This window comes from Paraburkholderia fungorum (assembly GCF_046027215.1).
GTDB lineage: Bacteria > Pseudomonadota > Gammaproteobacteria > Burkholderiales > Burkholderiaceae > Paraburkholderia > Paraburkholderia fungorum_D.
This window is the reverse complement of record NZ_JAQQEN010000001.1, coordinates 581,987-602,370: the sequence shown is the minus strand read 5'-3', so window position 1 is coordinate 602,370 and position 20,384 is coordinate 581,987. Positions and strand designations below refer to the sequence as shown.

Below are 20,384 nucleotides of genomic sequence, written 5' to 3'. Positions count from 1 at the left end.
TTCTGCACGGCTGTCAATATGATTTTCAATTGCGTGCGCCCGCTCTACGCAAAAAATGATCTTTGGTAATGCCCGATACGTTTTTGTCAGCGTGGCGGTGATTGCCGCAAAAAGGGCCGATATACTGGCCTGCCTGCATGCCGCGGCCGTTGCCGCATACCCTGCATCGGCGCGCATTCTTCGGAGCCACCCATGCGCATGATCCTGTTCAGCAGCCGCCAATACGACAGCGACACGTTCACCGAGGCCAACGGCACGCATTGCTACGAACTGCACTTCCAGGAGTCGCACCTCGATATCGAAACCGCCATCCTTGCGCGCGACTATGAAGTGGTGTGCCCCTTCGTCAACGACAACGTCGACGCCGACGTGCTCGCCCGTCTGCATGCCGGTGGCACGCGCATGATCGCGCTACGCTCGGCCGGCTTCAATCACGTCGACCTGGCCGCGGCGGAGCGCCTGGGCATGACGGTCGCGCGGGTGCCCGCCTACTCGCCGCACGCGGTCGCCGAACATGCGGTGGGTCTGATCCTCGCACTGAACCGGCGGCTGCCGCGCGCGGTCGCGCGCACGCGCGAGGGCGATTTCTCGCTGCATGGGCTGCTCGGCTTCGACCTGCACGGCAAGACGGTCGGCGTGATCGGCACGGGCATGATCGGCCGCGTGTTCGGCCGCATCATGGCGGGCTTCGGCATGCAGGTGCTCGCGCACGATCCCGGCACGCCGGCCGACGACCTGCTGGCGCTCGGCGCCCGTTACGTACCGCTCGACACCCTGCTTGCCGAGAGCGACGTGGTCAGCCTGCACTGCCCGCTCGTGGCCGGCACGTACCACCTGATCAACGCGCGCGCGCTCGCCAAGATGAAGCGCGGCGCGATGCTGATCAACACCGGGCGCGGCGGCCTTGTCGAAAGCAATGCTTTGATCGGCGCCTTGAAAGACGGCCAGCTCGGCAATCTCGGGCTCGATGTCTACGAGGAAGAGGGCGGCCTGTTTTTCGAAGACCACTCGCACCTGCCGTTGCAGGACGACGTGCTGGCGCGCCTTCTGATTTTCCCGAACGTGATCGTCACCGCGCATCAGGCATTCTTCACACGCGAGGCGATGGGCGAGATCGCGCAGACCACGCTCGATAACGTCGCGGCATGGCGGGCCGGCACGCCGCGCAACGTGGTGCAGGGGCGCACTTAGGCGCCGCTGTTGCCGTTCAACGTGGTCGGGCGGATTGCCGTGCGGGCGTCGTCGGGGGCGCCGCACACTTCGCGCAGCAGTGCGACCTCGCGCTCGTGCACTTCCACCGGAAACCAGCGCGCGCCCGCATCGGCCAGATAGCGCGCGCGATGCTGACCATTGCGGAACGCCACCACGCCTTCCCGCTCCAGTCCGAACCAGCCCAGCAGACCCGGCGCGCGACGCGTCGAGACCGTCACATACGGCATCTGCGGAATGCGCGGGTTCTCCGGATCGAGAAACTCGCGGATACCACGCACCTTGCCCGAATGCCATTCGGCAACTGGCTTCAGCACGTAATCGGTGTTATCGCGATCCGCGCATGCGAGCAGCTTGCGCACGTCGACCAGTACCACTTGATGCCGCGTGCCGTCGGTGACAAAAACGCGTTTCAGGCGCACATGGTCGTACCATGAATGGTCGGGCAAAGGCACGATCCAGACCGGCTCGGCACAGGCCGGCGTGGCAGCGGCCGGCGTTGAATTGGACAAGGGCAAAGGCAGACTCGATAAGCCGACGAACGTGCGCCAGCAGGTTAGGAGAGCGCTAACGCTACGAGCCGATTGTGAAAGAAGCATGACAAACCACTGTAATAATCAACCGGCATGCGCGCCGGATACGAATCTCTACGGAGACAACGATGATAACGACGCAAAATTTCAATGAAAACGTGCGCATCGAAGCCAACGAAGACACCGGCGTCGCCACCATCGTGCTCGATCGGCCCGCGCGGCGCAATGCGGTCGACCGTCCCACCGCCGAGGCGCTCAGCGCGGCGTTCCGCTGTTTCGACGCGGAGCCTGGATGGCGTGCGGCGGTGCTGTTCGGCGCGGGCGGCACCTTTTGCGCCGGTGCGGACCTCACCGCGCTCGCCGACGACGCGCGCCGCAACGAACTGCACGCCGATGGCAGCGGGCCCGGTCCGATGGGGCCGACGCGTATGGCCATCAACAAGCCTGTGATTGCCGCCATCGCCGGATACGCCGTCGCGGGCGGACTGGAACTGGCGGTGCTGTGTGATCTGCGGATCGTCGAAGAAGATGCGGTGCTGGGCGTCTTCTGCCGCCGCGTCGGGATTCCACTGATCGACGGCGGCACTGTCCGTTTGCCACGCCTGATCGGGCTGTCACGGGCGCTCGATCTGATTCTGACCGGTCGCGCGGTCGCTGCGCAGGAGGCGCTCAGCTTCGGTCTGGCCAACCGCGTCGTGGGGAAAGGCGAAGCGCGCGCGGCAGCCGAAAGTCTGGCCGCCGAACTGGCAGCGTTGCCGCAGGCCGCGCTGCTGGCCGACCGCCGCTCGGCGCTGGAAAACAGCATGCTCGGGGATCTCGGCGAGGCGCTGCGGCGCGAAGGTGCCGGCGGCTATCAGGCGGTATTCGACGAAGGCGTGGCGGGCGCCGCACGTTTCGCGGAAGGAGCGGGCCGTCACGGCAAGACGTTAAAGTCTGACGAAAGCGCGTCATAAGCGCGGTCTCACGCCCGAAAAGCCCGCTCCGGCATGGGCCTCCACAAAAAACAACAACCTGCTCGGCGACCAGCACAGCCGTTTTGACTTAGGTAGAATCCCCTACTGTTTACCCCTCGCATGGCGCATGCGTTCTTCGTCCCGAAAACGCGCGCCTGCCGCGCGACGTTTCCCGTCGCGCTGACCCTCGCTCCGCCACCATGCCTTTGCCTCTGCTTGCCCTTGCCATTGCCGCGTTTGGAATCGGTACCACCGAATTCGTGATCATGGGCCTGCTGCCCGATGTCGCGCGCGACTTATCCGTGTCGATCCCGGCTGCCGGCATGCTGGTGTCGGCCTACGCGCTGGGCGTCACGATCGGTGCGCCAATCGTGGCGATCGCGGTCGCCAATATGCCGCGCAAGAAGGCATTGATGAGCCTGATCGGCGTGTTCATCGTTGGCAATCTGCTGTGTGCGGTCGCCCCGGGCTATGCGGTGCTGATGGCCGCGCGCATCGTCACGGCGTTTTGCCACGGCGCGTTCTTCGGCATCGGCTCGGTGGTCGCCGCCGGCCTGGTCGCGCCGAACCGCCGTGCGCAAGCCATTGCGCTCATGTTCACCGGCCTCACGCTCGCCAACGTGCTCGGCGTGCCGCTCGGCACCGCGCTCGGCCAGGCCGTCGGTTGGCGCGCGACTTTCTGGGCGGTGACCGGCATCGGCATTCTCGCCGCGGGCGCGCTCGCCGTCTGCCTGCCGGCGAAGATCGATATGCAGAAAGCCAGCCTGATGCGCGAATTCAGCGTGCTGAAGAATCCGCAAGTGCTGATGGTGCTCGGCATCAGCGTGCTCGCGTCGGCCAGCCTCTTTTCGACCTTCACCTACATCACGCCGATTCTCGAAGACGTGACGGGCTTCACGCCGCATGCGGTCACCCTGGTGCTGTTGCTGTTCGGCCTCGGCCTCACGGTTGGCAGCACGCTCGGCGGCAAGCTGGCGGACTGGCGGCTGATGCCTTCGCTGGTGGCGTTCCTGCTGGCGATCGTGGTGATTCTGACGATCTTCGCCAGCACGATGCACGCGGAGATCCCGGCAATGATCACGATTTTCGTGTGGGGCATTCTGGCCTTCGCGATCGTGCCGCCGCTGCAAATGCTGATCGTCGACCGGGCGAGCCATGCGCCGAATCTGGCCTCGACCTTGAACCAGGGGGCGTTCAACCTCGGCAATGCAACGGGTGCGTGGCTTGGCGGCATGGCGATCGGCGCGGGTGCGCCGCTCACTACGCTGCCGTGGGTTGGCGTGGCGACCTCGATCGGCGCGCTGGTGCTGACGTTGTGGTCGGTGTCGATCGACCGCCGCGCGCAACGCATGGCCGTGGCGGGCTAAGGTTCGAGCGTGGCGGCGGCGGGCTGAACACCCGGGCCGCGCGCTCGCAAGTCCTTCCGACCGCGGCCCTCGTCCGCGTTCAAACAATCCGCACAAAGTCGCACCTAGGTGCCAATGGCCGGCGGCCGTAGTAGCATCTCGGCCGATGAAAGTCATCTTCACTCGCGATTTCCTCGCCCTGATCCTGAGCGTTGCCGTCGTCGGACTCGGCAGCGGCGCCACACTCCCTCTCACCGCCATCGCGCTGACGCACGCCGGCTATGACACCGACGTGGTCGGTCTGCTGACCGCCGCGCAAGCGGGCGGCGGGCTTGTCACAGTGCCGCTGGCCGGCTGGATCGCGGCGCGCTTCGGCGGCCGCCAGGTGATTATCGGCGCGGTGCTGGTCGTGGCGCTCGCCACTGCGCTAATGCAATTCACCTCGAATCTGTGGCTATGGGCCGTACTGCGCGTTCTGTGCGGCGCGGCGCTGATGCTGCTCTTCACGATCGGCGAAGCCTGGGTCAACCAGCTTGCCAACGACGCCACGCGCGGTCGCGTTGTCGCGATTTATGCGACCAACTTCACGCTGTTCCAGATGGCCGGGCCGGTGCTGGTCAGTCAGATAGCCGGTTATACGCACTGGCGCTTCCTGATTTGCGGCGTGATTTTCCTGCTGGCGTTGCCGGTGCTTGCCACTATCCGCAAAACGCCGCAGGCGTCGGAAGATGAACTCGAGGCGCATGGCAGTTGGCGCCATGTGTTGCCGCAGATGCCCGCGCTTGTGATTGGTACCGGGTTTTTCGCGTTGTTCGACACGATTGCTTTGTCGTTGTTGCCGCTGTTCGCGATGTCGCATGGGATTTCCAGCGAGGTGGCCGTGCTGTTTGCGTCGGCGTTACTGCTCGGCGATACGACCATGCAGTTTCCGATCGGCTGGTTGGCCGATCGGCTCGGCCGGGAGCGGGTGCACATTGCATGTGGCGTGGTTGTCGTCGTGTTGTTGCCGTTCTTGCCTTGGGCGATGAATTCTGTGTGGGTGTGCTGGCCTTTGTTGTATGTGCTTGGCGCGGCGGCTGGGGCTATTTATACGCTGTCGCTTGTGGCTTGCGGTGAGCGGTTTCGTGGGGTGGCGCTGGTGTCTGCCAGCTCGTTAGTGGGGGCCTCGTGGAGCGCGGCTAGTTTTGGTGGGCCGCTTGTGGCCGGGGCGCTGATGACGCGGGTTGGGGATGATGCAGTGGTGTGGGTGTTGCTTGCAGCGGGTCTTTTGTTTCTTGTGGCTGCGTGGTGGGAGAGGAGGCGGGGGGTGGGGGGGGTTGTTGGGTGATGTGGTTTTTTTGCCTTTGGCGGCGGCATTTTCCTGGTTCTTGCTTCTTTGGCCTTTCCTTGTTTTGCTTTTGGTTTATTTGTGTTCCCCCTGTGCGGGGGGGCACCTACTTTTCTTTGCCGCCGCAAAGAAAAGTAGGCAAAAGAAAGCGGCTCACACCGCCAATTCTTAAGCGGGTCCCCTGGCTTGGAGGGGCTGGTGGTGCGATTAACGGATCACGCCTCGGTCCATTAGTGTCTGTGACACAGCCGTCATTCGCTCCCACTCCGCACTGCGTGCGTCGCGGTTGGGTCTGCCAGGGAAACCGGGCGCTTCGTTTGCGCTCGGCGGAGGCCGTCGGCTTCGCCTCGGCGACGCGCTCTAGTGTTGCGATGGCTTTTTCGTTCTTCGTTTCTCGCTTCGGGTTATTGGGGCGCCGGTAAGATCTTGCCAACACACATGCCGAAGCCCACCCGATAACCCTCGCCCTGGCACCAGCCGGTAAGCGTCAGTTCGTCACCGTCCGCAATGAATGCACGTGTGCCGCCGTCCTGCAATTCCAGCGGTTTTTTGCCGTTCCACGTCAGTTCGAGCAGGCTGCCGTATGAGTCCTCCGTCGGGCCGCTGATCGTGCCTGAACCCATCAGGTCCCCTACACGCGTATTGCAGCCGGATACGGTGTGGTGCGCAAGCTGCTGCGCCATGGTCCAGTACATATGCCTGAAGTTGGTCCGCGCAATCGTGCTCGCCTCCTTCGCCTGCTGCGGACGCAGCTTCACCTCCAGCGCGATATCGAATGCGTGCTTGCCGGCGTGGCACAGATAGTCGAGCGGTCGCGGCTCCTGCTCGGGCTGCGCGACGCGGAACGGCTCCAGCGCGTCGAGCGTGACGATCCACGGCGAGATCGTCGTCGCAAAAGTCTTCGAGTTGAACGGGCCGAGCGGTACATATTCCCATTGCTGAATGTCCCGCGCGCTCCAGTCGTTCAACAACACCATGCCGAAAATGTGCGCCTCCGCGTCGTCACACGCGATCGGCTCGCCCAAAGCGTTGCCGCGCCCGATCACGAAACCCGTCTCGAGTTCGATGTCGAGCTTGCGGCACGCGCCGAAGACCGGACGTTCCTGATCAGGCAACTTCAGCTGGCCGTTCGGACGCCGCACCGGCGTGCCGCTCACCACCACCGACGACGCGCGCCCGTTGTAACCAATCGGCATCTCCGACCAGTTCGGCAACAACGCATTCTTCGGATCACGAAACATCGAACCGACGTTCGTCGCATGCTCTTTCGACGAATAGAAATCGGTGTAGCCGGGAATCTGCACCGGCAGATGCAGTTGCGCATCGGCCTGGCGCACCAGCACCCTGGAACGCAAGGCGAGATCGTCGCGCAATATGGCCGTGTCGCGCGCAAGCAGGCCGCTTAACTGGATGCGCACGCTGCGCCACGTGTCCCGGCCAAGCGCGATGAAATCGTTGAGCGTGTCGCGTGCAAACACGCCCTCTTGCGACACGCTCAGCAAACCCGCCGATTGCAGCGCCGCCAGATCGACGATCGCATCGCCAATCGCTACGCCCACGCGGCAAGTGGCGTCGCTGGTGTCGCTGAAGATACCGAACGGCAGGTTCTGGATCGAAAAATCGTTCGTCGAATCGTTGGCCGACTCGACCCAGCTCTTGCGCGACGGATCGAGCGTCGCCTGAAGATCGCTCAATGCGTTCATCGTTGCTCCGGATTGAAATGTTTCTTGAGACCTTGCCAGCACTCGTAGTAATGCGCCTGCAATTGCGCGGTTTCGAGCGCGAAGCGGGTCGGCTTGATCAGCGTGCGCGTTTCGAACATGAAGGCCATCGTGTCGGCAACTTTCTTCGGCGTCGATGTATCGCCATGCGACGCTTTTTCGAATGTGTCCGCGTCCGGCCCATGGCCTGTCATGCAGTTGTGCAAGCTCGCGCCGCCCGGCACGAAGCCCTCGGCCTTGGCGTCGTACACGCCATGCACGAGACCCATGAATTCGCTCGCGACATTGCGGTGAAACCAGGGCGGACGGAAGGTATCTTCGGCGGCCAGCCAGCGCGGCGGGAAGATCACGAAGTCGATCGTATCGACACCCGGCGTATCGCTTTGCGATTGCAGCACAAGGAAAATCGACGGATCCGGATGGTCGAAGCTGATCGAGCCGATTGTGTTGAAGCGGCGCAGATCGTATTTGTACGGTGCGTAGTTGCCATGCCATGCCACCACGTCGAGCGGCGAGTGGCCAATGGCCGCGCGCCACAAATTGCCGTTCATCTTCGCAACGAGTTCGAAGTCGCCTTCGCGGTCTTCGTAGGCGGCATGCGGCGTGAGGAAGTCACGCGGACTGGCAAGGCCGTTCGAGCCGATCGGGCCGAGGTCCGGCAGACGCAGCAGCGCCCCGAAGTTCTCGCAGATATAGCCGCGCGCCGCGCCATCCGGGAGGCTCACCGCAAAGCGCACGCCGCGCGGAATGACCGCGATCTCGAAGGGCCCGACATCGAGCTTGCCCATTTCAGTGGCGATATGCAGGCGGCCTTCCTGCGGCACGATCAGCAATTCGCCGTCCGCACTGTAGAAGAAACGCTCCGTCATCGAACGGTTCGCGGCGTACACATGAATCGCGCAGCCGTTCATCGATTCCGCCGCGCCATTGCCGGCCATCGTCACCCAACCGTCGATGAAATCGGTCGGCTCAGTGGGCATTGGCAACGCGTCCCAGCGCAACTGGTTCGGCGGCGTGGGCGGCACTTCGGCAAAATTGGCGACGAGCCGGTCCGATGGCAGCGGCGTGAAGGGCTGATGCACCGCAGCCGGACGAATCCGGTACAGCCATGAACGGCGATTATGGCCGCGCGGCGCGGTGAAGGCGGTGCCCGAGAGTTGCTCGGTGTACAGGCCGTAAGCCGCGCGTTGCGGTGAGTTGCGGCCTTCGGGCAGCGCGCCCGGCAAGGCCTCCGTAGCGAATTCGTTCGCGAAACCACTTTGATAGCCGGGCTCGATTTCAAGCCGCGAACTGGCGGTAGTCGGCGTACGTGTTGGGGTATCCATGCAAGTTCTCCGTTGATACTCGGTCCGCTTATGTCCGGCCCTTTCCGTTTGCGGCGCCAATGGTCCGCGCTGCCGCGCCTACGAAACACTAGCCAAAGCATGCGACGATTCCGTCGCTCGGTAATTTACGTATAGTAAAACGAATTACGTATAGTGAAATTAACGTATACCCTGGACGATCGCGCCAGGTTGCCGCCAGGCCCGTGCCCACAAGCGTTCGGCCGATAACGTTATGAGCATTTTGTTCATATACGCGCGGCGCGGACTGCTACCATCATTGGATGCGGCAACTGAGTCGCGTTGCCGGGCGCCCAGCGCGCCACTTACTGCCATCCAATCGCCTACATGATCCCGCCGACCATCCCCAACCTCATCGCCCGCGCCGCCGCTCACCCGTTTCTCGGCGAACATCTGGCGATGGGGACTGGCGTGCATAGTGAAAGCGCGCTGGCGCATTTCGAAGAGATCGAACTCGGCAGCGCTTATGAACCGATCTTCGATATCAGCGTGCATGCGTTGGCGCAGTCGCTGTCTTCGGGGGCGGAAGGGGTGGACCGGTTCGGCGATGAACTCGGTTTTCAGGCAGTCACGCAGCGCCTGGACGGCGCGGCGGTCGACGCGTTCGATTCGTTGGACCGCATCGACGACGATCAGGAACTGGTCGCGCTCGACCGCATGTCACGCGCGCTGCACGCGATCAATTTCTTCGGCGCGCAGCGGCACGGGCTGCTGTTTCTGCGCGTGCACGAGCGGCTGCTCAAGAGCGTGAAGTACGACCACGGGCTGCATTTTTCAACCGTGCTGGTGTCGTTCGGATTGAACCCGTCGCGGGTGGTGATCGAGTTGCCGGCGGCAGCCGTCGCGCACAAGACTTTTCTCAGTTATCTGACCAAAAGCTATCAACGCTACGGCTTCAAGGTGGCGGGCAATCTGTCCAACGCAGGGCAGATCCTGTCGGTCTCGGAAACGGCGCGGCTCGACTTCATCAAGATGGATGCCACCACCGCTTTGCGCGATGCGACGGTCAAGCCGCTAGTCGGCTATGCGAGCCGCCTGCACATTCCGCTGATCTTCAATCGCGTGATGGATGAAGCGCAGTTCGACGCATTGCAGCAGTACGACGTGCGCTTTGTGCAAGGGCCGTTATTCAACGCGCATTATCACGACCGGGCGGTTTGAGGCGGCACGCCGGTCACTTCGCTTCAGCCCGTATCGCCCAGCCGCCGCGCCAATGCCTTCAGGCGCGGCGCAACGTTTTCCCGAAACACGGCCTCTCCCATCGACGACGCCGGCCCGCTGCAGCTCAGCACCAGCCAGCGCCCTTCGCGCGGCTCGCGAAACGGCACGGCAACCGCGTTCACGTCGTCATGCCAGGCGCGGAACGAAAAGCAGCAGCGCTCCGTGGCGAAGGCCTCGATTTCCTTCGCGGCATCGGCGAGCAATGCCTCGCCCTCCTTTCCCGCAGCCTTTTTCAGTTCGACGAGCAGCGCGGCGCGCACCTGCGCCGGTTGCACGGCCAGGTAGGCACGCCCCATCGAACTCGTCAGCATCGACAGTTTCGATCCGGACGCAAGACCGAGCGTGAGCGCGGTTTCGCTGCGGATCGTGTCCAGATAAATCATATCGAGGCCATCGCGGCACCCGAGCGATACGGCCGCACCCACTTCGCGCGCGAAGTTGCGCATATGCGGACGGGCCAGTTCGAGCGTGTCGGTACCCGAGAGCAACGCGAACCCGAGCGACAGCACCCCGGCATCGAGCGCATATTTGCCGAGTGTCTCGTCGAGCCGCAGATAGCCGAGCACGGTCAGCGTATAGGCCAGACGGTTGACGGTTGCCTTCGGCAAACCGGTGCGTTCGACGAAATCGCGATTCCCGAGCATCGTTTCACCGGGTTTGAACGCGCGCAGCAAGTCGAGCCCGCGAGCGAGAGCGACAACGAATTTTCGCTCGTCGAGCGGTTCGGAGAGAGTGGATATGGGCGGCATGTGGTGATACACTCGGTCGTGGTTTGCAAAACATTGTTTCGCATAGCGGAACTTGAGTCAAGTCCATTCAGTCAAGCTCAAGTCAAGGAATCAGGAGATACGTCATGGCCGAGGCCGCGCAGTTTCATTGGGAAGACCCTCTGCTGCTGGATCAGCAGCTCACCGAAGACGAACGCATGGTGCGCGACGCCGCCGCGGCGTACTCGCAGGACAAGCTCGCGCCGCGCGTGCTCGAGGCGTTCCGTCATGAGAAAACCGACATCGAGATCTTCCGCGAAATGGGTGAACTCGGTCTGCTCGGCCCCACGATTCCCGAGCAATACGGCGGCCCCGGCCTGAATTACGTGGCATACGGGTTGATCGCGCGCGAGGTGGAGCGCGTCGATTCCGGCTACCGATCGATGATGTCGGTGCAGTCGTCGCTGGTCATGGTGCCGATCAACGAATTCGGCTCGGAAGCGCAAAAGCAGAAGTACCTGCCAAAGCTCGCCACCGGCGAATGGATCGGTTGTTTCGGCCTGACCGAGCCGAACCACGGCTCGGATCCGGGCAGCATGGTGACGCGGGCCAAGAAGGTCGACGGCGGCTATTCGCTGTCGGGCTCGAAAATGTGGATCACCAATTCGCCGATCGCCGACGTGTTCGTCGTCTGGGCGAAGCTCGAGGAAAACGGCAAGGACGCGATTCGCGGCTTCATTCTCGAGAAGGGCTGGAAGGGGCTGTCGGCGCCGACCATCCATAGCAAGGTGGGTCTGCGCGCATCGATCACGGGCGAGATCGTGCTGGACGAAGTGTTCGTGCCGGAAGAAAACCGCTTCCCTGAAGTCAGCGGTTTGCGCGGTCCGTTCACGTGCCTGAACTCGGCGCGCTACGGCATCGCCTGGGGCGCGCTCGGCGCGGCTGAATCCTGCTGGCACACCGCGCGTCAATACGTGCTGGACCGCAAGCAGTTCGGCCGGCCGCTGGCCGCGAACCAGTTGATCCAGAAGAAGCTCGCCGACATGCAAACCGAAATCACGCTCGGCCTGCAAGGTGTGCTGCGCCTCGGCCGCATGAAGGACGAAGGCACGGCGGCCGTCGAAATCACGTCGATCATGAAGCGCAATTCATGCGGCAAGGCGCTCGATATTGCGCGGCTCGCGCGTGACATGCTCGGCGGCAACGGCATCTCGGATGAGTTCGGCATCGCGCGCCATCTGGTCAATCTGGAAGTGGTGAACACCTACGAAGGGACGCATGACATCCACGCGTTGATTCTGGGTCGCGCACAGACAGGGATCCAGGCGTTTTTCTGATGCGCTAGTTGCTTTGGGCGGCCGGGCGGTCCGCTCAATTAAAAGGCCGGTTCTTTCGAACCGGCCTTTTTTCGTTTCAGCGCCGCGTTGTATCCACCGCACGCTTCGCAGCCGATTCAGCTGCTTACTTGTTCGGCTGCGGCGTCATGCGCAGGTACGGGCGCAGTGCCTTGTAGCCCTTCGGGAATTTCTGTTTGATGACCTCTTCGTCCTTCAACGACGGCACGATCACCACGTCATCGCCCTGCTTCCAGTTGCCGGGCGTGGCGACCGAATGGTTATCCGTCAGTTGCAGCGAGTCGATCACGCGCAGCACTTCGTCGAAGTTGCGGCCCGTGCTGGCCGGATACGTAATGGTCAGACGCACCTTCTTCTTCGGATCGATCACAAACAGCGAGCGAACCGTGAACGTTTCGCTCGCGTTCGGATGGATCATGTCGTAAAGCTCAGAGACCTTGCGATCGCCGTCTGCCAGAATCGGGAAACCGACGCTGGCTGCCTGCGTTTCGTTGATGTCCTTGATCCATTCCTTGTGCGACTCCGCGGTATCGACCGACAGAGCGATCGTCTTCACATTGCGCTTCTCGAATTCGTCGGCCAGCTTGGCCGTCAAGCCGAGCTCGGTCGTGCAGACCGGTGTGAAATCCGCGGGGTGCGAAAACAGTACGCCCCAGCTGTCACCCAGCCATTCGTGGAATTTGATTCGGCCGACACTCGATTCCTGTTCGAAATCCGGTGCGATGTCGCCAAGACGTAGACTCATATGCATCTCCTTGATGTATTCGGATATCCCGCGCGAGGGCGCGCCCGTAGCATCTACCCGTGGGCGCACTGAAAAAGGGCGCACCGCTAAAGGTGGCGCTCAACAAAGTTACAGCATAAGCGAGTGGCGCACACAACGAACGAACATCGCGTCACTACTTTATGCGTTTTTGTAATTTTCACCGTTTTAGTGGAAACTTTGCGGGACAGATCAACTCCATCTTAAGCAAACTTTGCCTTGCGGTGTGTTGGGCAATGAAGTTTTATGACTTTGCTTCAACCAGGAACGGTTCATGCGTTTGTTTGAACCAACCGAGCGCTGCGCTCGCCAGCGGCCGTTTCTTTGGTTACGATTCACGCGTGGCCTGATACGAAGGGGAGCTGTCAATGTCGGAAGTCAACAAGGAGAGATTGATGTCGGATATCAAAACCGTCCTCGCGGACGCTGAAGATCTGCTGAAACAGGCCGCGAGCGCCACCGGCGAGCGCGCTTCGGAACTGCGCGAAACGGCGCTTACGCGTCTGAAGCAGGCCAAGGAAAAAGCAGCTGACGTGCAGGTTGTCGTGGTCGAGAAAGGAAAAAAGGCCGCCCGCGCTACCGACGACTACGTGCATGAGCATCCTTGGGCATCCATCGGCATTGCCGCTGGCGCTGGCGTGCTGCTGGGCCTGTTGATCAACCGCAAGTAATACCGGTCTCGCAGCCGGACGGAGCGCGTCCGGTACATATCAGCGAATCGAGTTGACCGGCGCCCGCCTGGCCGGTCTGCTTCTTGGCGCGCTCGTTTCCGCGCGCCGGTTAGGCCATCACGCGCAACGCCATAAGCCATGACGATCGAATCACACTCGCACGGAGAACATAGTCCGCTGCGCCGTATCTTCGGTTCCGTGTTTGCCATTCTGCAAACGCGGCTTGAACTGGTCGGCATCGAACTCGCCGAGGAAAAAGACCGTCTGCTGGGCGTGCTGTTCCTCGGTCTTGCGGCCATGATGCTCGCCACCATGGCCCTGATCGCATTGACAGCACTGGTTGCCATCGCGTTCTGGGACACCTACCGTTGGCAAGCCCTGGCCGGTATCACCGCGGTGTATGCGATTGCTGGGCTAGCGTGTGCGCTGAAGGCGCGCAGCGCGCTGCGCAACGCACCGATGGTGTTCGAAGCCACCATCGCCGAGTTCGAAAAGGACCGCGACGTGTTCCGCAAACCCTGATACGCGAACGTTTGACGGGCACGCAGTGCCCGGCGCCTTGCAAGTGGACTGCCGGCGCCTGACAGCAGCCGCTTTGCAACACCGCTTTACAGCACCGTTTGCAGTCCATTTGCAGCTCCGTTTTACCGCCCCACCTCCACTGCCGCCGACACGCCATGAGCCAAGCCCATTCCGATACCGCCTTTCGCAACAAGCGCCACCCGGCCAGGGATTTGAGCGCGCCGCACCTGCGCGCGCTGCGCAAGGAGTTGCTGCTCGTGCGCGCGGATGTCGAGCGCATGGAACTCGCGCAGGCGACCATCGAATTGCGGCAGGCAGTCACGCACTTCAGCTGGCTCAAGTTCATTGTGCCGGGCTTCGGTGGCGTGCGCGTGGGCCGCGGATCGAAAGCAAGCTTCCTGAACGCGGGAAGCATTGGCGCGCTGCTCAAGCAGTATCCCGTCATCAGTTCAATTGCTTCACTGCTTCTGGCCAAGCCGCTGCGCGCGACGGTCGCCGCAGGTGCAAAACCCGTCCTCAAGTGGGGCAGCCTCGCACTCGCGGCATGGGAAGGCTATCGAATCTGGCAGCAAATGAAGAACGAGTCCGCCGCGTCTGCGCGTGCCAAAGCGAGGCCCGTCGATGACGGGGTGTGACGGGGTGTTATTTAGGGGGTGCCGCTCGCTCGTCTCGGCGAACATCCCTCAGCCCCATTCCTCTAGCTTGTATTCCAACAGTCGCCGTTCGTGAGCGCCACGCCGTTTGCGCCGCTTCGATTGCCTCGAAGCCCGGTTGCATCAAGGGTGAACACGCCGCAGGGGTCGTCGCGCATTGGACCGGTTTCGGTTGGCGCAGCTTCCACTGCATAGCCACCGTTTGTCTCGTCTGCCGGCAACACGCGGAGCCGATAGACACGCGTGCCGAATTGCGGCGCCTGATCCGCACCAGGCGGCAAACTAATGGCGCTGTCATTTGTCGCTCCCTCGACGAATTGAGCCGCCCGATAGAGCGCGGATGCCGCGTCGATCCGGTGTGTCCGCGCAACATGGCTCCGGTACGAGGGCACGGCAAACGCAACCAGCACGGCGCCTATCGCCAATGCGATCATGAGCTCCAGAAGGGTGAATCCGTCAGTGTGCCGAATCGTCATGCGCCTCCCGTCAAAATGGCCGCGCGGCAACACGGCGCCAATGCCGCTCAACCCGCTCGCCTGCGATGACCAGTTCCATCTGCAGCCAGACCTGGGACTCTTTGGTGCGGCCGAAACCACGCGCTGTCAGTAAATAAGCGTGGGCGTCGGCACGTGTGGCCAGACGCCATGCTTCGATCAGACATTGCGGCGCGCGCAGCGACCCCGGCCATTGCGCAACAGGGGAGACAGCGCCAGTCTCGAAGGCCGCTTCGAGCTTCCATTGCGTCGGTTCGCCCGGTGTGGTCGGCGCGGCAGCCAGCGATTTCGTCGCGGCGGCTGCGATAACGTTGCGAGCGCATAGGGTCAGCGCAGAATCTGCGGCATGAAACGCCTGCAAGTAGTCGCGGACGTTGATGGTTGCCCGCGCCGCAGCCAACGACGTTTCGAACCACGCGGCCGAAGTGGTCAGCATCATCGCGGCGATCAGCAGGACGATTGGCAGAACGATGCCTCGACTGCGCCCGAGCGACGCCGCGGGCCGTCTCAAGTGAATACGCGTTTCGGTCACAACGAGTCCTCCGCGTGGTTGCGTATGGCCACTCGCCGCCAGAACGCCTGGCGCGCACGCGTGTCGGCGCCAAGAGCGCTCACACCGTCGCAATCGACGTAGCGCACACGCCGCCCCTGCGGCGCACCTCGCACAAGCACGCAAAGATCGACGGCGACGATCTTCGCCCATTGATCAGCCGTCACTGCCGACGCATCGATTGCGCTGAGGCCACCGCTCAGCCAGTAGCGCAATCTCACGCGCTCGACGCCCTCCACCAGCGGCTGCGCGGAACCCGCCTTGCCATTGCCTTCGCAATAGAGCTCCGGCTCGCCAGTCGACCCGCTGACCCGGGCGAAGTATCGATTGACGACCCACACGCCCTGGCCGCCGAGCGCCGCACTGTTGTTCGCCACGGCCTGGCCGAGGCAATCGGTCGCCTGGCCCGTCGCCGACGGCCAGGTCGAAACGTTGTCCCCCACGTAACGGACCGCCACGCCGTCAGAACGACTGGCCAGCGTCTCACAGGCAAGACTGTCGTCGGCGCCCGTTGGACGGCCACCCGAACATCCGAACAAAGGTGGCGGACTGTTGATTGGCAGGACGTCTGCGGGCACGAAGCCGGCCATTTGAAGGTGCTGGCCAATCAGCGTCAGCGCGGTCAAGCCGGCGTCGCGCATGCGCATCGCATCACCCGCTTGCACGAATGCGACCCGCTGCGTTGCGTAGAGCGACACCGCCCCCGCGGTCACCACCAGGCCGAGCGCCATGGCGATCACAAGCTCAACTAGCGTATGGCCTCGCGCACTATGCGAGCGCGGTGTCATTTCGTGAACGCCAGCGCAACGCACGAAGAAGCTGTGGGAACATCCAGACCACCGCAGGACTCAGGCTTGTCGATCAGATCCTCGCCACGCGGCATATCGCGCAGTGCTGCCCACGTGACGCGTGCAGCGGACACGCCGCCGTTGTCTCCCACCGAGGCTTCGCCATGCGGCAAAAGTGTCGCCGCACGCGCATTCCATTGCCTGATCGCGGATTCGCCTCCGGCCGACGAATACATCGCTTCGGCCACGGAATCGGCGATCCACGTAGCGTGCTCGCGCATGGCCATCGCGCGCGCTTCTCGAGCAGTCCACAGTTGACCGGCAACCAACCCAAGCGCCGTCACGGCCATTAGTGCGACGGCCAGCATGACCTCGATCAGTGAACTGCCGCTTCGCCTGGTTGCCTGCAGGCGCAACCGCGGGCCCAACGAATATCGCGTCATGATCCCGCTCCGCATGCGCCCTCTACGATCCGCGCACGGCCGCCCGCCGCAATACGGATGCAACGCCGCCATTTATCGCCCCGGGTGGCTTTCGATACAGTACGTGGCGCGATATCGAAACTGCGAAAGGTACCGATCAACTGTCCGGCCGGCGGGGTAAACGTGAGATTGGTCTGCGTACCCGTGATGCTGACTGCCGCGAGCAACGGGTGAGCTCGCAGCAGAGAACGCGTGCCACCGCGCTCAGCCAGAACGGCCCAGCCGCATGACCAGTCGGCGACGCCGTCCCCGCACGGCTGCCCCGCAGCCAGACAGCGTCGCGCCGCGTCGATTCGGCACACCGTCACGCGCGCGCCGCGGCGCAGCGCTTCGCTGCGCGCATAGGCAAGCGTTGAGGCAAGCGCTTTCGCGCGCGCGTCAACCTGATCCCGCACGTGCCACGCGACGAACGACGGCGTCGTCATCACCGCGACCACAGCGAGCAACGTGACGACGGCTAACGTTTCAACGAGCGTAAAACCACGGCGAGGCCGCGAACAGTTTGCATGGTATTTCATCTGCATCCCTGATCGTTTCAAAGAATGCAGCCAATCTAACGATTCGAAACAGGCTCGACAATCGGCCGAATGGCCAGGTGGCACTCAGACGCTATTGCGCACAACAATGGACGCGTGACGAACCTCAACGGGAGCAGAAATGCTGATGCACAAACCAACGCGGCGGAGAACAGACACTCGCACCCAACTCCGGGTGCAAACACAATCAGCGCTTGCGGGTCGGCTTGGGGGGAGAAGAGGCGCGGCGAAATTCTTCGATGACATCTTCGAATTCGGAGACATCTTCAAAGCGCCGGTAGACAGATGCAAAGCGGACGTAAGCAATCGTATCGAGCGCGCGCAACTCGTTCATCACGAGTTCGCCGAGGCGCTCGCTGCGCACCTCGCGCTCGCCGCTGCCGAGCAGTTGATACTCAATGCGGGCGACTGCCGCGTCGATCGCGTCCGCTGCCACCGGCCGCTTGCGCAGCGCCAGTTGCATGCTCGCAACGATCTTGCGGCGATCGAATTCCGTGCGGCTGCCATCCTTCTTGACGACCGACGGCAGCGCCAGCTCGACCCGCTCATACGTCGTGAAACGTTTGTCGCAGGCCGGGCAGCGGCGGCGCCGGCGAATCGTCGCACCGTCTTCGGATACACGCGAATCCACAACTTGCGTATCGGCGTGACGGCAGAAGGGGCAATGCATGACGGCTTAGCCGTAGACCGGGAAGCGGTGGGTCAACTCGGCAACCTGTGCACGCACACGTTCGATCGTGGCGGCATCTTCCGGGTTGTCCAGCACGTCTGCGATCAGATTACCCACCTGCTCCGCTTCCTTGACGCCAAAACCGCGCGTAGTCATGGCCGGCGAGCCGAGACGCACGCCACTCGTCACGAACGGCTTTTCCGGATCGTTCGGAATCGCGTTCTTGTTGACCGTGATGTGCGCCGCGCCGAGCGCCGCTTCCGCTGCCTTGCCGGTGATCTTCTTCGCGCGCAGGTCGACCAGCATCACGTGGCTTTCAGTACGCCCCGAGACGATGCGCAAACCACGCTTGACCAGCGTTTCAGCCAGCACGCGCGCGTTTTCGACAACTTGCTGCTGATACGTCTTGAATTCCGGCGACAAGGCTTCCTTGAACGCCACCGCCTTGCCGGCGATCACGTGCATCAGCGGACCACCTTGAATGCCCGGGAAGATTGCCGAGTTGATCTGCTTTTCGAACTCGGCCTTCATCAGGATCACGCCGCCGCGCGGGCCGCGCAGGCTCTTATGCGTGGTAGTGGTGACGAAATCCGCGTGCGGCACCGGGTTCGGGTAGACGCCCGCGGCGATCAGACCCGCGTAATGTGCCATGTCCACCATGAAGTACGCGCCGACCGATTTGGCGATCTTCGACAGGCGTTCGAAGTCGATACGCAGCGCGAATGCCGAGGCGCCCGCCACGATCAGCTTCGGCTTGTGTTCCTGAGCCAGTTTCTCCGCTGCGTCGTAGTCGATGTCTTCGGCTTCGTTCAGGCCGTAGCTCACCACGTTGAACCACTTGCCCGACATGTTGACCGGCGAACCGTGCGTCAGGTGACCGCCGTGCGCGAGGCTCATGCCCATGATCGTGTCGCCCGGCTTGAGCATGGCGAAGAACACGCCCTGATTGGCCTGCGAGCCGGAGTTCGGCTGCACGTTGGCCGCTTCGGCGCCGAACAGTTGCTTCACGCGGTCGATCGCCAGCTGCTCGGCGACGTCGACAAATTCGCAGCCGCCGTAGTAGCGCTTGCCCGGATAGCCTTCCGCGTACTTGTTGGTGAGTTGCGAGCCTTGCGCAGCCATCACGGCCGGGCTCGTGTAGTTTTCCGACGCGATCAGTTCGATGTGCTCTTCCTGACGGCGGTTTTCCTGCTCGATGACCTTCCAGAGTTCAGGATCGACGTTGGCAATGGTGCTTTGGGCTCTGTCAAACATACGGATTCCGTTGAGTGTGTTCAGGTTGACCGGATCGTGCGCCGAATCTTGCGTAGAGGGTACGCAGCACTGCTGGCGGTTTGGCCAGCCCTGACGTGGCGGACAGAGAGACGCCGCACACGCGAGGCAGGACAGCCACCGTCAGCGCAGATGAATGCGCGCGGATCACGGCTGCCCAGGCGAACGGCAAAACGGCACCCTGCGCTTCACGGTGGGTTGCTCCACCTTGAATCCGATTGCTTGAACCGGTTCTATCGCCAGTCACGCAGGGGTGAGCGCGTTAGTTTATTGGAAGAGGATCGAATAGGCAACCGGCTTCCTGCAGCCTCCGCGGCCATCGGCGGCGTACGTGACGGCACGGCCGCACTCGGCCTGCAAACGTCTGATAAAAGCCGCCTGAGTGCGATCGCCCAATCCGTGCCGCTGCCGCCTGTACGGCTGGTACATCCTTGCCGCAGCGCGGCATTGGAAGTAGGCTTGGGGCCTTTCTCTCTTACCGACCAGGGAACTGCAATGATCGTGTTCGTCACCGGAGCGTCCGCGGGATTCGGCGCCGCTATCGCTCGCGCCTTCGTCAAGGGCGGCCATCGTGTCGTCGCCACCGCGCGCCGCAAGGACCGCCTGCAGGCACTCGCCGACGAACTCGGCGACGCCCTTCTGCCGTATGAGCTCGACGTGCGCGACCGCGCCGCCGTCGAAGCTGTACCGGCCGGGCTGCCGGCCGATTTCGCCGCCATCGACGTGCTCGTCAACAACGCCGGCCTGGCACTTGGCGTCGAGCCGGCGCAAAAGGCGAGCCTCGATGAATGGAACACCATGATCGAAACCAACTGCACGGGCCTCGTGCAGGTCACGCATGCGCTCCTGCCCGGCATGGTGGAGCGCAACCGCGGCCACATTTTCAATCTGGGTTCGGTGGCCGGCCGCTGGCCGTACGCGGGTGGCAATGTCTATGGCGCCACCAAGGCGTTCGTGCGTCAGTTCAGCCTGAACCTGCGCGCCGATCTGGCCAGCACCGCGCTGCGCGTGACCGACATCGAGCCGGGTCTGTGCGGCGGCACGGAGTTCTCGAATGTGCGTTTCCGCGGGGACGACGAAAAAGCCGCCAACGTCTACCAGAACGTGCAACCGCTAACGGCGGAAGATATCGCTGACTCGATCTACTGGATCGCCACGCGTCCGGCGCACGTCAATATCAACACGATCGAGCTGATGCCGGTGGCCCAATCTTTCGCCGGTTTGACGATTCATCGCGGCTGAAATTGCCGCTGAGGCCCGCCAGACGG

Annotated in this window: 22 protein-coding genes and 1 riboswitch; of the genes, 10 read left to right on the top strand and 12 right to left on the bottom strand. The window is 62.9% G+C overall.

Going from position 1 to position 20,384, the window contains the following annotated elements:
- Positions 1 to 192: 192 nt before the first annotated feature.
- Complete coding sequence (locus PQR27_RS02690) at positions 193 to 1,191, top strand: 2-hydroxyacid dehydrogenase (RefSeq protein WP_408522181.1); 999 nt, start codon at positions 193 to 195, stop codon at positions 1,189 to 1,191.
- Here the strand turns inward: PQR27_RS02690 and PQR27_RS02685 are convergent.
- On the bottom strand, positions 1,188 to 1,808 hold the full coding sequence (locus tag PQR27_RS02685; RefSeq protein ID WP_408522180.1) for a plasmid fertility inhibition factor family protein: 621 nt from the start codon (positions 1,806 to 1,808) through the stop codon (positions 1,188 to 1,190). The two genes, PQR27_RS02690 and PQR27_RS02685, sit on opposite strands and share 4 nt — an antisense overlap.
- 62 nt (positions 1,809 to 1,870) lie before the next feature.
- On the opposite strand from PQR27_RS02685, the gene PQR27_RS02680 reads away from it, so the two are divergent.
- The 3 genes from PQR27_RS02680 (at position 1,871) to PQR27_RS02670 (ending at position 5,368) form a co-directional block, all read left to right on the top strand.
- Positions 1,871 to 2,695, top strand: coding sequence for a crotonase/enoyl-CoA hydratase family protein (locus tag PQR27_RS02680; protein WP_408522179.1), 825 nt, complete (start codon positions 1,871 to 1,873; stop codon positions 2,693 to 2,695).
- Between the two features lie 200 nt (positions 2,696 to 2,895).
- Positions 2,896 to 4,062, top strand: coding sequence for an MFS transporter (locus tag PQR27_RS02675; RefSeq protein ID WP_408522178.1), 1,167 nt, complete (start codon positions 2,896 to 2,898; stop codon positions 4,060 to 4,062).
- Positions 4,063 to 4,207: 145 nt separating this feature from the next.
- Positions 4,208 to 5,368, top strand: a complete 1,161-nt coding sequence (locus PQR27_RS02670; RefSeq protein ID WP_408522177.1) for an MFS transporter — start codon at positions 4,208 to 4,210, stop codon at positions 5,366 to 5,368.
- Between the two features lie 404 nt (positions 5,369 to 5,772).
- Here PQR27_RS02670 and fahA read toward each other — a convergent pair whose 3' ends face one another.
- Positions 5,773 to 7,071, bottom strand: coding sequence for a fumarylacetoacetase (gene fahA / locus PQR27_RS02665; RefSeq protein WP_408522176.1), 1,299 nt, complete (start codon positions 7,069 to 7,071; stop codon positions 5,773 to 5,775).
- On the bottom strand, positions 7,068 to 8,414 hold the full coding sequence (gene hmgA, locus PQR27_RS02660; protein ID WP_408522175.1) for a homogentisate 1,2-dioxygenase: 1,347 nt from the start codon (positions 8,412 to 8,414) through the stop codon (positions 7,068 to 7,070). Before hmgA ends, fahA begins: the two co-directional genes overlap by 4 nt.
- A gap of 345 nt (positions 8,415 to 8,759) precedes the next feature.
- On the opposite strand from hmgA, the gene PQR27_RS02655 reads away from it, so the two are divergent.
- Entirely contained in the window at positions 8,760 to 9,593 is an 834-nt protein-coding gene (locus PQR27_RS02655) for an EAL domain-containing protein (protein ID WP_408522174.1), read from the top strand.
- 23 nt (positions 9,594 to 9,616) lie between these two features.
- Here PQR27_RS02655 and PQR27_RS02650 read toward each other — a convergent pair whose 3' ends face one another.
- Positions 9,617 to 10,402 (bottom strand): IclR family transcriptional regulator, encoded by a 786-nt coding sequence (locus PQR27_RS02650; RefSeq protein ID WP_408522173.1) that lies wholly within the window; start codon positions 10,400 to 10,402, stop codon positions 9,617 to 9,619.
- Between the two features lie 104 nt (positions 10,403 to 10,506).
- On the opposite strand from PQR27_RS02650, the gene PQR27_RS02645 reads away from it, so the two are divergent.
- Positions 10,507 to 11,697 (top strand): acyl-CoA dehydrogenase, encoded by a 1,191-nt coding sequence (locus tag PQR27_RS02645; RefSeq protein WP_408522172.1) that lies wholly within the window; start codon positions 10,507 to 10,509, stop codon positions 11,695 to 11,697.
- A gap of 124 nt (positions 11,698 to 11,821) precedes the next feature.
- On the opposite strand, the gene PQR27_RS02640 is transcribed toward PQR27_RS02645, so the two are convergent.
- Positions 11,822 to 12,460 (bottom strand): peroxiredoxin, encoded by a 639-nt coding sequence (locus tag PQR27_RS02640; protein WP_408522171.1) that lies wholly within the window; start codon positions 12,458 to 12,460, stop codon positions 11,822 to 11,824.
- Between the two features lie 386 nt (positions 12,461 to 12,846).
- Between PQR27_RS02640 and PQR27_RS02635 the strand changes: the two genes are divergently transcribed.
- The 3 genes from PQR27_RS02635 (at position 12,847) to PQR27_RS02625 (ending at position 14,306) form a co-directional block, all read left to right on the top strand.
- Positions 12,847 to 13,149, top strand: a complete 303-nt coding sequence (locus tag PQR27_RS02635) for an ElaB/YgaM/YqjD family protein (protein ID WP_028198798.1) — start codon at positions 12,847 to 12,849, stop codon at positions 13,147 to 13,149.
- A 138-nt stretch (positions 13,150 to 13,287) separates the two neighbouring features.
- On the top strand, positions 13,288 to 13,671 hold the full coding sequence (locus PQR27_RS02630) for a phage holin family protein (protein ID WP_408522170.1): 384 nt from the start codon (positions 13,288 to 13,290) through the stop codon (positions 13,669 to 13,671).
- Between the two features lie 155 nt (positions 13,672 to 13,826).
- Positions 13,827 to 14,306 (top strand): DUF3318 domain-containing protein, encoded by a 480-nt coding sequence (locus PQR27_RS02625; RefSeq protein WP_408522169.1) that lies wholly within the window; start codon positions 13,827 to 13,829, stop codon positions 14,304 to 14,306.
- Between the two features lie 62 nt (positions 14,307 to 14,368).
- On the opposite strand, the gene PQR27_RS02620 is transcribed toward PQR27_RS02625, so the two are convergent.
- From PQR27_RS02620 to glyA, 7 genes are all read right to left on the bottom strand, one after another.
- Positions 14,369 to 14,800: a type IV pilin protein gene (locus PQR27_RS02620; protein ID WP_408522168.1), complete on the bottom strand. Its 432-nt coding sequence runs from the start codon at positions 14,798 to 14,800 to the stop codon at positions 14,369 to 14,371.
- Positions 14,801 to 14,810: 10 nt separating this feature from the next.
- Entirely contained in the window at positions 14,811 to 15,257 is a 447-nt protein-coding gene (locus PQR27_RS02615) for a pilus assembly PilX family protein (RefSeq protein WP_408525384.1), read from the bottom strand.
- An 89-nt stretch (positions 15,258 to 15,346) separates the two neighbouring features.
- Positions 15,347 to 16,156 carry a PilW family protein gene (locus PQR27_RS02610; RefSeq protein WP_408522167.1) on the bottom strand — a complete coding sequence of 270 codons (810 nt, stop codon included), beginning with the start codon at positions 16,154 to 16,156 and terminating at the stop codon, positions 15,347 to 15,349.
- Positions 16,153 to 16,599 carry a type IV pilus modification PilV family protein gene (locus PQR27_RS02605; RefSeq protein ID WP_408522166.1) on the bottom strand — a complete coding sequence of 149 codons (447 nt, stop codon included), beginning with the start codon at positions 16,597 to 16,599 and terminating at the stop codon, positions 16,153 to 16,155. The genes PQR27_RS02610 and PQR27_RS02605 overlap by 4 nt, the downstream gene beginning before the upstream one ends.
- The gene (locus tag PQR27_RS02600) at positions 16,596 to 17,156 is read right to left on the bottom strand and encodes a GspH/FimT family pseudopilin (RefSeq protein WP_408522165.1); all 561 of its coding nucleotides are present in this window, start codon (positions 17,154 to 17,156) and stop codon (positions 16,596 to 16,598) included. Before PQR27_RS02600 ends, PQR27_RS02605 begins: the two co-directional genes overlap by 4 nt.
- Positions 17,157 to 17,361: 205 nt before the next feature.
- Positions 17,362 to 17,844, bottom strand: a complete 483-nt coding sequence (gene nrdR, locus PQR27_RS02595) for a transcriptional regulator NrdR (RefSeq protein ID WP_280997910.1) — start codon at positions 17,842 to 17,844, stop codon at positions 17,362 to 17,364.
- A gap of 6 nt (positions 17,845 to 17,850) precedes the next feature.
- Positions 17,851 to 19,098, bottom strand: coding sequence for a serine hydroxymethyltransferase (gene glyA, locus PQR27_RS02590; RefSeq protein WP_408522164.1), 1,248 nt, complete (start codon positions 19,096 to 19,098; stop codon positions 17,851 to 17,853).
- A gap of 166 nt (positions 19,099 to 19,264) precedes the next feature.
- Positions 19,265 to 19,373, bottom strand: a riboswitch (ZMP/ZTP riboswitch).
- Between the two features lie 238 nt (positions 19,374 to 19,611).
- On the opposite strand from glyA, the gene ydfG reads away from it, so the two are divergent.
- Positions 19,612 to 20,358 carry a bifunctional NADP-dependent 3-hydroxy acid dehydrogenase/3-hydroxypropionate dehydrogenase YdfG gene (gene ydfG, locus PQR27_RS02585; RefSeq protein WP_408522163.1) on the top strand — a complete coding sequence of 249 codons (747 nt, stop codon included), beginning with the start codon at positions 19,612 to 19,614 and terminating at the stop codon, positions 20,356 to 20,358.
- Positions 20,359 to 20,384: the final 26 nt, after the last annotated feature.